Here is a 14,890-nt window from a genome sequence, read left to right as displayed (position 1 = left end):
GCGAAGCCGTGATCGCTAGAATCAGCGCATTCACACATCACGACACAGAATGAAACTGATCGGATCCCTCACCAGCCCCTTCGTGCGCAAGGTCCGTATCGTGCTGGCCGAGAAAAAGCTCGACTACAAGTTCGAGGTCGAGGACGTGTGGGCGACCGATACCCGGATCGCCCAGTCCAACCCGCTGGGCAAGGTGCCCTGCCTCGTGATGGAAGCCGGCGAGGCCATCTTCGACTCACGCGTGATCGTGGAATACGTGGACACCCTCTCGCCCGTGGGCAAGCTCATCCCGTTGAGCGGCCGCGAGCGTGTCGAGGTGCGCACCTGGGAAGCCCTGGCCGACGGTCTGCTGGACGCCGCCGTGCTCGCGCGCATGGAATCCACCTGGAGTGGGCGCACCGACGCCCAGCGCAGCCAGGCATGGATCGACCGCCAGTTGGAGAAGGTGAACGCGAGCGTCAAGGCCATGAGCCAGGGCCTGGGCGACCGCCCCTGGTGCGCCGGCAACCATTACAGTCTGGCCGACATCGCCGTCGGGTGCGCACTGGGCTACCTGGATTTCCGTTTCCCGCAGGTCACCTGGCGCAACGACCACCCCAACCTGGTCAAGCTGGCCGACAAGCTCGCACAGCGCCCAAGCTTCGCCGACACGGCGCCGCCGCAGGCCTGAGCCTGGGCCACCGCAACGCTCAGTCGCGCAGCGCGAACGAGTCGGCTCGAGCGCGCATCCAGTACTGCTCGAAACCAAGTTGCCGCCACGGCACCTCGCCGCGCTCGGCCGCCAACAGTTCGCCGTGCTGCAGGTAAGGCAGCAAGTTCGACAGCCGGCGCACCTCGAAATCCGACACGCGCCGCAGGATGTGATCCCCTGTGATCTGGTTGGGATGGGTCAGCCCCGCCGCCTGAACCAGCTCCTTGAGCGCATGCAGCGTGTTCTGGTGGAACCGGTACACCCGCTCGGCCTTGTCCGGCACCACCAGCGCCCGCTGGCGCAGCGGATCCTGCGTGGCCACGCCTGTGGGGCAATGTCCGGTGTGGCAACTCTGCGCCTGGATGCAGCCCAGCGCAAACATGAAACCGCGCGCCGAATTGCACCAGTCGGCCCCCAACGCCATCATGCGAGCGATGTCGAAGGCACTGACCACCTTGCCCGCGCAACCCAGTTTCACGCGATGGCGCTCACCCAGGCCCACCAGCGTGTTGTGCACCAGCAGGAGCCCTTCCTGCAACGGTGCGCCTACGTGGTCGATGAACTCCACCGGTGCTGCGCCCGTGCCGCCTTCCGCTCCGTCGACCACGATGAAATCCGGCCAGATGCCGGTTTCACGCATGGCCTTGGCCATGGCGAACCACTCCCACACGTGGCCCACGCAAAACTTGAAGCCCACCGGCTTGCCACCTGACAGCGCGCGAAGCCGCTCGATGAAGGCCATCATCTCCAGCGGCGTCTGAAACGCGCTGTGCGTCGCCGGAGACACGCAATCCTGCCCCACCATCACGCCGCGCGCCTCGGCGATCTCGGGCGTCACCTTCGGCCCCGGCAGCACCCCGCCGTGCCCGGGCTTGGCACCCTGACTGAGCTTGAGCTCGATCATCTTCACCTGAGGCAGACGGGCGTTCGCGGCAAAGCAATCCGGATCGAACCCGCCCTCCGCCGTGCGGCAGCCGAAGTAGCCTGAGCCGATCTCCCAGATCAGATCGCCTCCAGGCTCGCGGTGGTAGCGGCTGATCGAGCCCTCACCCGTGTCGTGCGCAAAACGGCCCTTGCGCGCGCCGCCATTGAGCGCCAGCACGGCGTGGGCGCTCAGTGCACCGAAGCTCATGGCCGAAATGTTGAACAGGCTCGCGTCATACGGCTGCGCGCAACTGGTGCCACCGCCGCCGATCAGGATGCGGAAGTCATGACTGGGCAGCACGGTCGGCGCCACCGAGTGGCTGATCCACTCATAGCCGGAAGCCGAGACATCCTTGTGCGTGCCGAAGGGGCGCTTATCCGGCTCACCCTTGGCGCGCTGGTAGACCAGCGAGCGCTGTTGCCGCGAGAACGGCGCCGCCTCGGAATCGCTTTCGATGAAGTACTGGCGCAACTCCGGCCGGATGAACTCCAGCAGGTAACGCAGGTGGCCGATCACCGGGTAGTTGCGCAAGACCGAGCGGCTGCGCTGTCGCATGTCGCTGTAGCCGAGCAACACCAGGCCGCCAAGCAACACAGCGGCAATGCTCGCCCCTCCCCCGCCCGAGACCAATGCGAGCCCGGCGCAGCCCACAAAGCCCAGCCAGGCAAAGAACCAGATACCGTACCGGATCGGCACGTGCTCATTGAGTCGGATCAACCAGCGGGGCATGCGACCGCCTCCTTGTTATGCGCCAGACGATCGTAGCGACAGGGCGCGGGCCTCGGTCAAGACAGCAAGGCGGGAAAGATCCGCTACATCGTGACATTCGAGACAGGTGGCTGAGCCTGCGGTTTGGCGCTACACTTCGCCCATAGCGCCGATTTGTCCGGCTTGCGGGCGCTCAAGAAATGCTGCTAAAAGGGCGCTGCACGCCGGCCCCCTGTCACAGTGGCCGGCGTTTTTATTTGGTTGATCAGTCGCGTCATGTCCTCCCTCGGGGTTGTCACCCCAGCCTCCATGCACTTCGGCACGCCGCTGTCGCTGCAAAGCGGTGCGGTGCTGCGCGACTACACCCTCATGTACGAGACCTATGGCCGGCTCAATGCCGACCGCAGCAATGCCGTGCTGGTGTGCCACGCGCTCAACGCCTCGCACCATGCCGCGGGCCTGCACGCGGGCGACGACGGCGAGCCGCTGCCCCGCAGCCAGGGCTGGTGGGACAACATGATCGGCCCCGGCAAGCCGTTGGACACCGATCGCTTCTTCGTCATCTGCATCAACAACCCCGGCTCCTGCTTTGGCTCGACCGGCCCGATGCACACCAACCCGGACACCGGCCGCATCTACGGAGCAGATTTCCCCGTGGTGACGGTGGAAGACTGGGTGCACGCCCAGGCGCGCGTGCTCGATCGCCTGGGCATCGACACGCTGGCCGCCGTCATGGGTGGCAGCCTCGGCGGCATGCAGGCCCAGGCCTGGGCCCTGCTCTACCCCGAGCGAGTGCGCCACTGCATCGTGGCGGCCTCTGCGCCCAACCTCTCGGCGCAGAACATCGCCTTCAACGAAGTGGCCCGCCGCGCCATCGTCACCGACCCCGACTTCCACCACGGCCACTTCTACGAACACGGCGTGGTGCCCCGTCGCGGCCTGCGCGTGGCGCGCATGATCGGCCACATCACGTACCTCTCGGACGACGTGATGGACGAGAAGTTCGGCCGCGAGCGCGTGGGCCGGCAACTGGCCGACATGCCGGGCTTCAGCACCCAAGACATCGAGTTTCAGGTGGAGAGCTACCTGCGCTATCAGGGCGACAAGTTCAGCGACTACTTCGACGCCAACACCTACCTGCTGATCACCCGAGCGCTGGATTACTTCGACCCCGCACGTGAGCATGGGGGCGACCTCACTGCCGCGCTGGCGGTGGCCAAGGCCCGTTTCCTGGTGGTGAGCTTCACCACCGACTGGCGCTTCTCGCCCGCGCGCTCGCGCGAGATCGTCAAGGCCCTGCTCGACAACCGGCGCGACGTCAGCTACGCCGAGATCGACGCGCCCCACGGGCACGACGCCTTCCTGCTTGATGACGCCCGCTACCACGGCGTGGTGCGCGCCTACTTCAAGCGGATCGCACAGGAGCTGCGCGCATGACCGACCGCGACTTGCATCAGGTGATCGCCGAGCTGGTGCCCACCGGCTCGCACGTGCTCGACCTCGGCTGCGGCAACGGTGCTCTGCTGGCCTACCTACGCGACCACCGGGGCTGCACGGGCTACGGCATCGAGATCGACGACAGCAAGGTGCTCGCCTGCGTCGAGCGCGGCGTCAACGTCATCCAGCGCAACCTTGAAGAAGGCCTGAGCATCTTCGACGACAACAGCTTCGATGTGGTGCTGCAGCTCGACACGCTCCAGCACCTGCGCAACACCGAAGCCATGTTGCGCGAGACGGCCCGCGTTGGCCGCATGGGCATCGTCAGCTTCCCCAACTTTGCCCACTGGCCGCATCGGCTGAGCGTGCTGCGCGGACGCATGCCCGTGAGCCGCAGCCTGCCTTACCAGTGGTATGACACGCCCAACATCCGCGTGGCCACCTTTGCCGACTTCGAGGTGCTGGCCCGCCGCAACGGGCTGCGCATCCGCTCGTCGTTCGGCACCCACCAGGGGCAGGTGGTGCGGCGCTGGCCCAACCTGCTGGCCAGCACCGCCGTCTTCCAGTTCGACCGAAGCTGAGCCTCGGTCGCCGCGATCAGAACGCGTGGCGCACGCCCACCATGTAGGTGTGGCCCGTCTTGTACTTCACGCCGTCCGGATCTTCCTTGTCCATCATGTAGGCGGCGTACAGCGTGGTGCGCTTGGACAGGCTGTGGGTGTAGGCCAGCGTGAAGATGCTGTGGTCGGTGTCAGGCGTCACACCGCCTTCGACAGCCTCTTCCTGGCTTTCGCCATAGGCCACGAGCACCGAACCCGATTTGGTGACCGGCACCGAAGCGCCCAGCGTGTACAGCTTGGTGTCAATGCGCGAGGCGCCCGAGAAACCACGGTTTCCGAACTCACCATACTGCGCGAACAGCTTGGCAAAACCAGCGTCATAGCTCACGCCCAGCATGCCGAAGGTCTGCTTTTCGCCCTCGTTGAAGTTGGCCTTCGGCGCCTCGGCCGATTTGGCGCTCTGCCAAGCGCCGCCGATCGAGAAGGGTCCGGCCGTGTAAGCCGCGCTCAGTGCGTACGTGGTGCCCTCGGCTTTGGTGGCATCCTCGCCGAACTGCACCTGCACGGCGCCGGTGAAACCGCCGAGATTCGGCGTGTTGTAGCTGATGGTGTTGCTGAAGCCGGAGTCCGTCTTGTCGTTGCCGAACGCGCCAAAAGTCAGACGGATGGCCGGCGACAGGCCGAAGGCGCTGCCCAGCGGGTTATAGCTCAGCGTGTTGGTGAACAGCAGCGTGCCCTGGCGGCCGACCGTCAGCTTGCCCAGATCGCTCTGCAGCCAGACATGGGCGTTGCGGCCCCAGAACACGTCTGCTCCCGAGCGGCCGGATGCACCCACGTCAGGACGCAGAAACGATTCGAGCACAAAACCGGCCTTCAGCCCGCCGCCCAGATCTTCCGTGCCCCTCATACCGAAGTAGCTGGTGATCATGGCGTTGCCGTCCACCTTGGTGGCACGGGGGTTGTCATCGGTGCTCAGATAGCTGTTCTGAAATGAGCCCGCTGCGATGTCGATGACACCGTAGAGCTGCAACGAAGACTGGGCATGCGCGCCCGACGTGATGCCCAAAGCGGCGAAGGCAGCGGGGGCAAGTATTTTCTGAAGGGACATGAACACTCCTGGACACGGTTGAATGCGTTCCCCAAATGCGGGAACGGTATACAAAAATGCAGAAACCGTGCCGCCCAGGAATGGGGAGGAATGCGGTGCGAGCTCCGAGAAGAGCGATGCGCTGTGGGTTCCTGCCCCCACTCTGGTGCGTCGCCTCCCGTCGTTCTGCCACTCAGTTGCTTACTTCAAAACAAAAAGCGCCCCGAAGGGCGCTCTTTCTGAAGATGACGGCCAGAGCCGTATCAATCAGAAGTTGTGGCGAAGACCCACAGCGAAGGTCTGGCCGGACTTGGTGTTGCCCGTACCCGACTGGCTGTTGTTGGTGAAGACACCGTAGACGTCGGTACGCTTGCTCAGCACGTAGTTGTAGCCGATCGAAAGCACCTTGTCGGAAGAGTTGTCTTCCTTGTCCTTCAGGCGACCATACGAAGCCATCACAGAAGCTTTGTCGGACAGGGGGACACTGACGCCAACTTGGTAGATCTTGGCCTTGGCGCCGTCCTCGTCGGTAACACTGGCGACAGGCGGCGTGCCACTGATGGAGAGGGACGCATCGGACTTGATGTCGGTGTACTGCAAGAAGGCCTTAGCTACACCAAAATCGTAGCTGGCACCAAGGGCCCACACTTTCTGGTCGGCGACATACGCTGCGTAAGCTGCATCGGTGTAGCCGATGTTGGCATAGGTCAGCATCGCGCTGAGCGGGCCAGCGTTGTACGAGGCGGCGAGCGTGTAGCTGTTCGACGAACCATCAACGTTCTTGGACTCCTTGGGCGAGTACTGGGCGCTGGCCATGAAGCCACCCACGGTCGGCGTTTCATACGTCACCGAGTTAACCCAGCCGGTGTCGATGCCCAGTGCGGCGCCATAGTTGCCGGCCAGACCGTAGTAGTGACGCATCGTGGGCGAGAAGGTCATCGAGCTGCCGAACGGGTTGTAAGACAGCCCCGAGATGAACAGGGCGTTGTCGTACTGACCCACGGCCACCTTACCAAAGCCACCGCTCAGGGCGACGAACGAACCGCGGCCCCAGAAACCACCAGCGTTGTTACCCAAGGTTTTGCCAGCGTCAGCACCAATAAAGGACTCCAGCACGAACTCAGCCTTCAGGCCGCCACCCAGATCTTCCGACCCGGCGATGCCAAAGTAGCTGGTCATCATCTTGCCGCTTTCGATGGCCGTCACGCGATCGGACGCGCCTTTCGCGTGCGCGTTCTCGAACGAGCCCACGGACATATCGACCATGCCGTACAGCTTCACTTCAGCCTGGGCGGCGCCAGCCAGGGCCAGCAGGGCGGCAGCAGCAACCAGCTTCTTCTTTGCAAACATTGAGTTCTCCTAGCAATCGGTTGAACAGACTCGAACTGGGGAGATGCCGGGGAGCGGGCATCGACCTCGGTTTGATTGTGGGACGGAAACGCCCCCCGCGGCTGAAATAAGCAAGAAACAAGCCAGAGAAAGCCTGCAAAACACAGGTTTTGCGTAGGGCCCACACAACACTTTGCAGAAAAAAACCAACCTATTCGGACAACGGCGATAAAAAAAGCGCCCCGAAGGGCGCTTTTGCAATCGAGCTAGCAAGCCGTCGATCAGAAGGCGTGACGAACGCCCACACCGAACACGGTGGCGCGGCCAGTGGCTTCCGCTTCTTCGATTTCACCCTTGATACGCGTCACACCAACATACGCACCCGTGCGCTTGCTCAGAGCATGGTTGTAAGCCAGCGAGAACTGGTACTCACGCTCGCCGTCGAACTTGGTACGGGCATACGACGTGTGCACGGCGCCTTCAGCCGACACGGGGACGATCGCACCGATCTGGTAGAACTTGGCGGTGTCGCTGCCGCCCACGTCGGTGAACTTGTCGCGGCCGTACTGGGCAAAGGCCTTGGCCACGCCGAAGTCGTACGATGCGCCCAGCAGGTAAGCGCGTTGCTTCACGTTCGCTTCCGTTGCGTCGGTCGACTTCACGTTGCCATACACAGCAGACAGGGCCAGCGGGCCAGCTGCATAGTTGGCTGCCAACGCGTAAGCACCGCCACTGTAAGCAGCAGTGTTACCACCCTTGGCGCCTTCCTTGGCGCTGTACTGAGCCGACACGGTCAGGCCGCTCATGTTGGTCGATGTGTAGCCGACAGCGTGCTGCCAGCTGCCACCCAGACCGGTCACATCGGTCAGCAGGTTGGTGGTGGAGAACAGGGGCGACGAGCCGAACGGGTTGAAGGCGGCGCCTTCGGTCTTGAACAGGCTTTCCTGGTTACCCAGCTTCACGGCGCCGAAGCCGCCGGCCAGACCGACGTAGGCGTTGCGGCCCCAGAAGGTGTTGCCAGAAGCGGTGCCGGTGTCAACATCAATGGGGCTTTCCAGCACGAACAGCGCCTTCAGGCCACCGCCCAGGTCTTCCGAGCCTTTCAGGCCGAAATAGCTTTCGGTCAGCAGCGACGAATCCACCGAGTTCACCGACTCGCTATCGCCAGCAACCTTCACGCGGGAATGAGCCACGCCGACGTCCAGATTGCCGTACAGGGTCACTTGAGCGTGAGCGGCAGCAGCCAGCATGGTCAGGCCAGCGGCAGCGATCAGATTCTTCTTGAACATGAGTTCTCCTTGCTAGGTGCGCGCCCGGGGGAGGTAGGGCGCCGAAAAGTGCGTCAGGTGAAAACCCGAAACAGGTTTATTTTCACCACGACTTGCGGCCGCCCTCAATCTTTACGCACCAGAAACAGGCGACCTCCCCTCTGCAGAGGGAGTTTTTGCACCATTTGTGTGTTCTTCCGGCAACAGAATCCCAACTTGTGCACCAAATCAGTTCGGCTTATCGGACACATCGGCGCCCGCGAGCACACTCAGAATCGCCTCGCCATACGCATCCCGCTTCTTCATCCCCACCCCGCTGATGCCTTCCAGGTCGCCCGGGCTGGCAGGCGCCCGACGCGCCAGTTCGGCCAGGGTGGCGTCGTGGAACACGACATAAGCCGGCAGGTTGTGCTCGCGCGCCACCTCGGCACGCCAGCGCTTGAGGGCCTGGAAACGCGCCAGGCTGGCGGTATCCATGTCGGCTTCGTGCGCCCCGGTTTTGGCGGCTGAACGACCAACACGCGCTGTGCGTCCCCTGGCTGCAGGAGGCTCGCTCGCCTCCTTGAGCACGATGGGCACCTCGCCCTTGAGCACCGCGCGCGCCGAATCGGTCAGCCCCAGCGTGCCGTACTCCCCTTCGGCCACAACATGACCCAGGGCGATCAACTGGCGCAGCACCGCCCGCCACTGGGTCTCGCTCAAGTCAGCGCCGATGCCAAACGTGGTGAGGGACTGGTGGCCATACTGGGCCACCTTGTCCGTCTGGCGGCCGCGCAGCACGTCGATCAGGTGGCCCGCGCCAAAGCGCTGTTGGCCGTGCTGCCAGAAGCGGTAGATGCCGCTGAGCAACTTGCGGGCGGCCTCGGTGCCGTCCCAGGTGCGCGGCGGGGTCAGGCAGTTGTCGCAGTTGCCACAAGGGCCGCTGGCCTCGCCAAAATAGGCAAGCAGGCGCACGCGTCGGCAGTCATGCGCCTCGGCCAGCGCCAGCAGTGCGTCGAGCTTGCCGCGCTGCACGCGCTTGAACTCGTCGGTGGCCGGGCTTTCGTCAATCATGCGGCGCTGGTTCACCACATCGGCCAGGCCATAGGTCAACCAGGCGTCGGCCGGCTCGCCATCGCGGCCCGCGCGGCCCGTCTCCTGGTAATAGCTTTCGATGTTCTTGGGCAAATCCAGGTGGGCCACAAAGCGCACGTCCGGCTTGTCGATGCCCATGCCAAACGCGATGGTGGCCACCATCACCAGCCCGTCTTCCCGCAGAAAGCGGTCCTGGTGGCGCTGGCGCACGCCCGCGTCCAGACCGGCGTGATACGGCAGCGCAGGAATGCCCTGCCCAGCCAGCCACTCGGCGGTTTCCTCGACCTTGCGGCGACTCTGACAGTACACCACCCCCGCCTCGCCCGCGTGCTCGTCGCGAATGAAGCGCAGCAACTGCTGGCGGGGGTTGTCCTTCTCGACGAGGGTGTAGCGAATGTTGGGCCGGTCGAAGCTGCTGATGAAGACGCGGGCATCGTGCAGGCTCAGCCGCTCGATCATGTCGGCCCGGGTGTGGTCGTCGGCCGTGGCGGTCAGTGCAATGCGGGGCACATCCGGGAAGCGCTCGTGCAGCAGGCTGAGCTGCAGGTACTCTTCACGGAAATCGTGACCCCACTGGCTGACGCAATGCGCCTCGTCGATGGCGAACAGGCTAAGCAAACCGCGCTCGTGCAGGCTGGCCAGTTGCGCCTGAAAGCGCAGGGTGGTGACCCGCTCGGGCGCGGCGTACAGCAGCACCAGCCGGCCCGACATCATTTCGCGCTCGACGTGCTGGGCCTCGTCGGAGCTGAGGCTGCTATTGAGATAAGCCGCGTGCACCCCGGCTTCTTCCAACGCGCCCACCTGGTCGTGCATCAGGGCAATCAGCGGCGAGACGACGATGGCCACACCGTGGCCCTGACGGTGACGCGCGATGGCCGGCACCTGGTAGCACAGGCTCTTGCCGCCGCCGGTGGGCATGAGCACCAGGGCGTCGCCGCCGCCGGCGACCTGCTCGACGATGGCCTGTTGCTGACCGCGGAAGGCGGCGTAGCCAAAGACTTCCTGGAGGATGGCTTGGGGCGAGGCGCTGTCGGCGGTTGGGCTGGCAGAAAGGGACACGGGCGGGCGCTGGTTAAGGGCCAAAGCGCGTATTGTCGCCGCTCAGGGTACGGGCACGCCTCCCGGCGCGACGGCCGCACCATACACATTAAGAAAAGCCTGCGGCATGCGCCGGACCCGGCCCTCTGCAATGTCGACACAGACGAAGTGCGTGTGCCCCCGGAACACGGTTGCACCGTCTTCCAGGCGAATGAACTGGTAATGGCGATGCAGGTTGAGCCGGTCAATCGCCGTCAGCCAGGTGCCCAACAGCAAGCGCTCACCCAACCGGGTGGCCTGAACGTAAGTGAGCGCATGCTCGCGCACCACCATGCCGTGCCCCAGCGCTTCGTACTCCGCCGGCCCCAACCCCAGATGCGCCGAGTGGGCCCAGGCCACGTCTTCCATCCACTGCAGGTAGACCACGTTGTTGGTGTGGCGCATGAGGTCGATGTGGGGCGGCTGGACCTCGACCGCCAAGGTGAAGGGCGCAGGTCGGTCCCAGGACGGGAGGGAAGTCTCAAGGCTCATGGCGGTCGATCATGCCATGCGACACGGCTGTCGCGCTGCGACGCTTCCAAGCGCGCGAGCCAATGCTAAAAACCACAGACCACAACAAGGAGACGCACATGCAATGGCAAGACACCGTAGCCCTGATCACAGGCGGCAGTTCCGGCCTGGGGGCCGCCGCCTGCAAGATGGCCTGGGAAGCTGGCGCGAAGGTGGTGGTGGCCGACCGACAGCCGCCGGCCGACACCCACCCGCTCGCCACGCTCGACCCACAGAAGCAACGCTGGCTGTGGGTGGCCACCGACGTGGCCGATGAGGGGCAAGCCCAGGCGGCCGTGCAGGCGGCCACGACGCGCTTCGGCCGGCTGGATGTGCTGGTCAACGCCGCCGGGATCGGCGCAGGCGAAAAGTTGCACGGCAAGCAGGGCCCGCACGGCCTGGCGAGCTTCGAACGGGTGATCCGCGTGAACCTGGTCGGCAGCTTCAACATGATGCGCCTGGCGGTGGCGGCCATGCTGACCTCGCCACCCCGCGCAGGCGAAGACAGCGCCCAGGGCTCTCGCGGCGTGATCATCAACACCGCCTCGGTGGCGGCATTCGACGGCCAGATCGGCCAGGTGGCCTATGCGGCCTCCAAGGGCGGGGTGGTAGCCATGACGCTGCCGGCTGCGCGAGATCTGGCCCGCGACCGCATCCGCGTCGTGACCATCGCTCCCGGCATCTTCGCCACCCCGATGATGGCCAGCCTGCCCCAGGATGTCCAGGATGCCTTGGGCGCCAGCGTGCCCCATCCGGCGCGCCTGGGCCAGCCTGCCGAGTACGCGGCCCTGGTTCGGCACATCGTCGAGAACGATTACCTCAATGGCGAGGTGATCCGGTTGGACGGCGCACTGCGAATGGCGCCGCGCTGAGTGGGCAAAAGCAGGGCGAGGATTGGCGCTTTCTGAGCCTTGCTCATTTCTCTCTCTCTGGCAGACACTCACCTTTTTATAGGGTCTTCCCTAGACCACAAGGCGAGCGGTCGATTGGCAGAAATGGCATGATGACCCCACTTTCTGAGTGTGACTCAACATGTCATCCGTCCTCACCCGCACCACACCCCGGCGCACCAAATCCCAGTTGCGGCAGCAAGACCTGCTGGCCGCTGCGCGTCGGGTGTTCTCTGCGCACGGCTACCAGCGGGCAACGATGGCCATGATCGCGCAAGAGGCAGGCGTCTCTGAGGCCACCGTCTTCACCTACTTTCCTGGCAAGCGCGAGTTGTGCATCCAGGTGGTGAAGGACTGGTACGACGAGATCACGCGTGAGGTGGAAGACGCCGTGCCGCGCCTGCAAGGCACCCATGCGCGTCTGGCCCATGTGATCCGCGCCCACCTCGTCACCCTGCTGGCGGATGGCTCGGGCATGTGCGCCCTGGTGCTGAGCGAAGGCCGTGCTGCCGCGCCGGCCGAGCCGGAGCTGGCCCGGGTGCTGACCGACTGCAAGCGCCGCTACACCGCCCCGCTGATGCGCTGCTTGGCCGAGGCACAGGCCGCTGGCGAGATCCGGCAGGACATGCCGCTGGGCCTGCTGCGCGACCTGATCTATGGCGCCATGGAGCATGTGCTGTGGGACGCCATCACCAAGGCTCGCCGCCCCGCCATCGACACCACGGCCGAGCAACTGACCACGCTGATCTGGAGCGCCCTGATGCCGCCCGATGCCGACAAGGCGCAACTGCAGCGCTTTCGTGACGAGGTGGCGGCCGCCCTGCGGCGTGCCCATACCTCGTGCTGATCCCATGCTGATTCCGGAGACCACCCCATGCCCGTGCTGAGCACCCAGTTGAACCCGCGCAGCGAGGCGTATCAGGCCAATGCCGCCGCCATGCAGGCCCTGGTGGCAGACCTGGACGACAAGCTGGCCACCGTGGCCCTGGGCGGTGGCGAAGCCGCACGCGCCAAGCACCTGGCCCGCGGCAAGTTGCTGCCGCGTGATCGCGTGGCGCAATTGCTGGATGCCGGCTCTCCATTCCTGGAGATCGCCCCGCTCGCCGCCCTCAATGTGTACGACAACGCTGCCCCTTGCGCAGGTGTGGTGGCTGGCATCGGGCGGGTCGCTGGCGTGGAGTGCATGGTGGTGTGCAACGACGCCACCGTCAAAGGCGGCACCTACTACCCGCTCACCGTCAAGAAACACCTGCGCGCGCAGGAAATCGCGCAGCAGAACCGTCTGCCTTGCATCTACCTGGTCGACTCGGGCGGTGCCAACCTGCCCAATCAGGACGAGGTCTTTCCTGACCGCGATCATTTCGGGCGCATCTTCTACAACCAGGCCAACATGAGCGCCGCCGGTATCCCGCAGATCGCCGTGGTGATGGGCTCATGCACCGCCGGTGGCGCCTATGTGCCAGCCATGAGCGACGAGACCATCATCGTGGCCAACCAGGCCACCATCTTTCTGGGCGGGCCGCCATTGGTCAAAGCTGCGACCGGCGAAGAGGTAAGCGCCGAAGAGTTGGGCGGCGGCGACGTGCACACGCGCCTGTCGGGGGTGGCCGACCACCTGGCGCGCAACGACGAGCACGCACTGGCCATTGCGCGGCAGTGCGTGGCACGACTCAACTGGCGCAAGCTGCCCGATCTGGCCCTGTTGGCACCCCGCCCGCCGCTGCTCGACCCGGCCGAGTTGATGGGCGTGATCCCGACCGACACGCGCAAACCCTTTGACGTGCGCGAGGTGATCGGCCGCTTGGTGGACGGCTCCGAGTTCGACGAGTTCAAGGCGCGCTACGGCTCGACCCTGGTGTGTGGCTTCGCGCACATCGAGGGCATGCCCGTGGGCATCGTGGCCAACAATGGCATCCTGTTCTCGGAATCGGCCAACAAGGGTGCGCACTTCATCGAACTGTGCTGCCAGCGCAAGGTGCCGCTCGTTTTCTTGCAGAACATCACCGGCTTCATGGTGGGTCGCAAGGTCGAGAACGAAGGCATTGCACGGGCGGGCGCCAAGATGGTGACGGCCGTGTCGTGCGCGCAGGTGCCCAAGTTCACCGTCGTCATCGGCGGCAGCTTTGGCGCGGGCAACTATGGCATGTGTGGCCGCGCCTTCAATCCGCGCTTCATGTGGATGTGGCCGAACGCCCGCATCAGCGTGATGGGCGGCGAGCAGGCGGCCAGCGTGCTGGCCACCGTCAAGCGCGATGGCATCGAGGCCAAGACGGGGCTCAAGGGCGCGGCCGCGTGGAGCGCCGATGAGGAAGCCGCCTTCAAGGCCCCCATCCGCGCGCAGTACGAGGCGCAAGGTCACCCCTATTACGCCACGGCCCGCCTGTGGGACGATGGCCTGATCCGCCCCACCGACACCCGCCGCGTGCTGGCCCTGGCCTTGAGCGCCAGCCTGAACGCCCCTATCCCCGAGACGCGCTTTGGCGTCTTCCGCATGTGAGGAGATGCGCATGACCCAATCTTCTGATCCTGTGCTGGACCTCGCCACGCTGCAGCACCTGGACGTGCAACGTCAAGGCGCCGTGGCCACCGTGCGCCTGAACCGCCCCGACGTGCGCAACGCCTTCCATGCCGACACGGTGGCCGAGCTGACGCGTGTCTTCGCATCCTTTCAGGATGACGCGGCATTGCGCGCCGTGGTGCTGGGCTCCACCGGCACCGCGTTCTGCTCTGGCGCCGATCTGAACTGGATGCGCCAGACGGCCGACTACACCTGGGTGGACAACCACCGCGACGCCTCGCGGCTGGCCAACATGCTGTGGACGCTGACCTGCTGCCCGGTGCCCGTGATCGCCGAGGTACAAGGTGACTGCTATGGCGGCGGGGTGGGCCTGGTGTCGTGCTGCGATGTGGTGGTGGCAGCCGATGCGGCGCAGTTCTGCCTGTCGGAGGCCCGGCTCGGCCTGATCCCGGCCACGATCAGCCCGTATGTGATCCACGCCATCGGCGAGCGGGCCGCGCGGCGCTACTTCGTGACGGCCGAACGCTTCTCGGCCGAGCGCGCGCAGGTGATGGGCCTGGTGCACGAGGTGGTGACAGCTGACCAGCTCGCCACGACCACGCAAGGCATTGTCGACGCCATCCTGCGCAACGGCCCGAACGCCGTGCGCGAATGCAAGACCCTGGTGCGCGAGATCGGCAGTCGGCCGATCACCCACGAACTGCGCGACGTGACCGCACGGCGCATCGCCGACGTGCGGGCCAGCGATGAGGGCAAGGCCGGCCTGAACGCCTTCCTGACCCGCAGTACACCGCCCTGGGTGACCGGGAGCTGAGG

At 65.1% G+C, this 14,890-nt stretch carries 13 protein-coding genes; 7 read left to right on the top strand and 6 right to left on the bottom strand.

All coding sequences use genetic code 11. From position 1 onward, the window contains the following. Nucleotides 1-49: 49 nt before the first annotated feature. On the top strand, nt 50-670 hold the full coding sequence (locus tag GTZ97_RS07045) for a glutathione S-transferase (RefSeq protein WP_161649886.1): 621 nt from the start codon (nt 50-52) through the stop codon (nt 668-670). Nucleotides 671-689: 19 nt separating this feature from the next. Here GTZ97_RS07045 and GTZ97_RS07040 read toward each other — a convergent pair whose 3' ends face one another. Then, nucleotides 690-2,345 carry an FMN-binding glutamate synthase family protein gene (locus tag GTZ97_RS07040; protein WP_161649885.1) on the bottom strand — a complete coding sequence of 552 codons (1,656 nt, stop codon included), beginning with the start codon at nt 2,343-2,345 and terminating at the stop codon, nt 690-692. 255 nt (nt 2,346-2,600) lie between these two features. On the opposite strand from GTZ97_RS07040, the gene metX reads away from it, so the two are divergent. Together metX and metW are read left to right on the top strand one after the other, a co-directional pair. Then, nucleotides 2,601-3,761, top strand: coding sequence for a homoserine O-succinyltransferase MetX (gene metX, locus GTZ97_RS07035; RefSeq protein ID WP_161649884.1), 1,161 nt, complete (start codon nt 2,601-2,603; stop codon nt 3,759-3,761). Further along, nucleotides 3,758-4,342 carry a methionine biosynthesis protein MetW gene (metW, locus tag GTZ97_RS07030; protein WP_161649883.1) on the top strand — a complete coding sequence of 195 codons (585 nt, stop codon included), beginning with the start codon at nt 3,758-3,760 and terminating at the stop codon, nt 4,340-4,342. Before metX ends, metW begins: the two co-directional genes overlap by 4 nt. A gap of 16 nt (nt 4,343-4,358) precedes the next feature. On the opposite strand, the gene GTZ97_RS07025 is transcribed toward metW, so the two are convergent. The 5 genes from GTZ97_RS07025 to GTZ97_RS07005 all read right to left on the bottom strand — a co-directional run bounded on the left by GTZ97_RS07025 (nt 4,359) and on the right by GTZ97_RS07005 (nt 10,648). Beyond that, entirely contained in the window at nt 4,359-5,429 is a 1,071-nt protein-coding gene (locus tag GTZ97_RS07025) for a porin (RefSeq protein ID WP_161649882.1), read from the bottom strand. Between the two features lie 246 nt (nt 5,430-5,675). Continuing rightward, nucleotides 5,676-6,758: a porin gene (locus GTZ97_RS07020; RefSeq protein ID WP_161649881.1), complete on the bottom strand. Its 1,083-nt coding sequence runs from the start codon at nt 6,756-6,758 to the stop codon at nt 5,676-5,678. A 260-nt stretch (nt 6,759-7,018) separates the two neighbouring features. Beyond that, on the bottom strand, nt 7,019-8,026 hold the full coding sequence (locus GTZ97_RS07015; protein WP_161649880.1) for a porin: 1,008 nt from the start codon (nt 8,024-8,026) through the stop codon (nt 7,019-7,021). 207 nt (nt 8,027-8,233) lie between these two features. Continuing rightward, nucleotides 8,234-10,138 (bottom strand): DNA helicase RecQ, encoded by a 1,905-nt coding sequence (gene recQ, locus GTZ97_RS07010; RefSeq protein WP_161649879.1) that lies wholly within the window; start codon nt 10,136-10,138, stop codon nt 8,234-8,236. 42 nt (nt 10,139-10,180) lie between these two features. Beyond that, nucleotides 10,181-10,648 (bottom strand): acyl-CoA thioesterase, encoded by a 468-nt coding sequence (locus GTZ97_RS07005; protein WP_161649878.1) that lies wholly within the window; start codon nt 10,646-10,648, stop codon nt 10,181-10,183. 98 nt (nt 10,649-10,746) lie between these two features. On the opposite strand from GTZ97_RS07005, the gene GTZ97_RS07000 reads away from it, so the two are divergent. From GTZ97_RS07000 to GTZ97_RS06985, 4 genes are all read left to right on the top strand, one after another. Continuing rightward, on the top strand, nt 10,747-11,538 hold the full coding sequence (locus GTZ97_RS07000) for an SDR family NAD(P)-dependent oxidoreductase (protein ID WP_161649877.1): 792 nt from the start codon (nt 10,747-10,749) through the stop codon (nt 11,536-11,538). A gap of 160 nt (nt 11,539-11,698) precedes the next feature. Then, entirely contained in the window at nt 11,699-12,403 is a 705-nt protein-coding gene (locus GTZ97_RS06995; protein WP_161649876.1) for a TetR/AcrR family transcriptional regulator, read from the top strand. A gap of 27 nt (nt 12,404-12,430) precedes the next feature. Continuing rightward, nucleotides 12,431-14,053: a carboxyl transferase domain-containing protein gene (locus GTZ97_RS06990; protein WP_161649875.1), complete on the top strand. Its 1,623-nt coding sequence runs from the start codon at nt 12,431-12,433 to the stop codon at nt 14,051-14,053. 10 nt (nt 14,054-14,063) lie between these two features. Then, nucleotides 14,064-14,888 carry an enoyl-CoA hydratase/isomerase family protein gene (locus tag GTZ97_RS06985; protein WP_161649874.1) on the top strand — a complete coding sequence of 275 codons (825 nt, stop codon included), beginning with the start codon at nt 14,064-14,066 and terminating at the stop codon, nt 14,886-14,888. Nucleotides 14,889-14,890: the final 2 nt, after the last annotated feature.

The organism is Aquabacterium fontiphilum, from assembly GCF_009909205.1.
GTDB lineage: Bacteria > Pseudomonadota > Gammaproteobacteria > Burkholderiales > Burkholderiaceae_C > Aquabacterium > Aquabacterium fontiphilum.
Note: the sequence above shows the minus strand (reverse complement) of the source record. Positions and strands in the feature narration are given on the sequence as shown.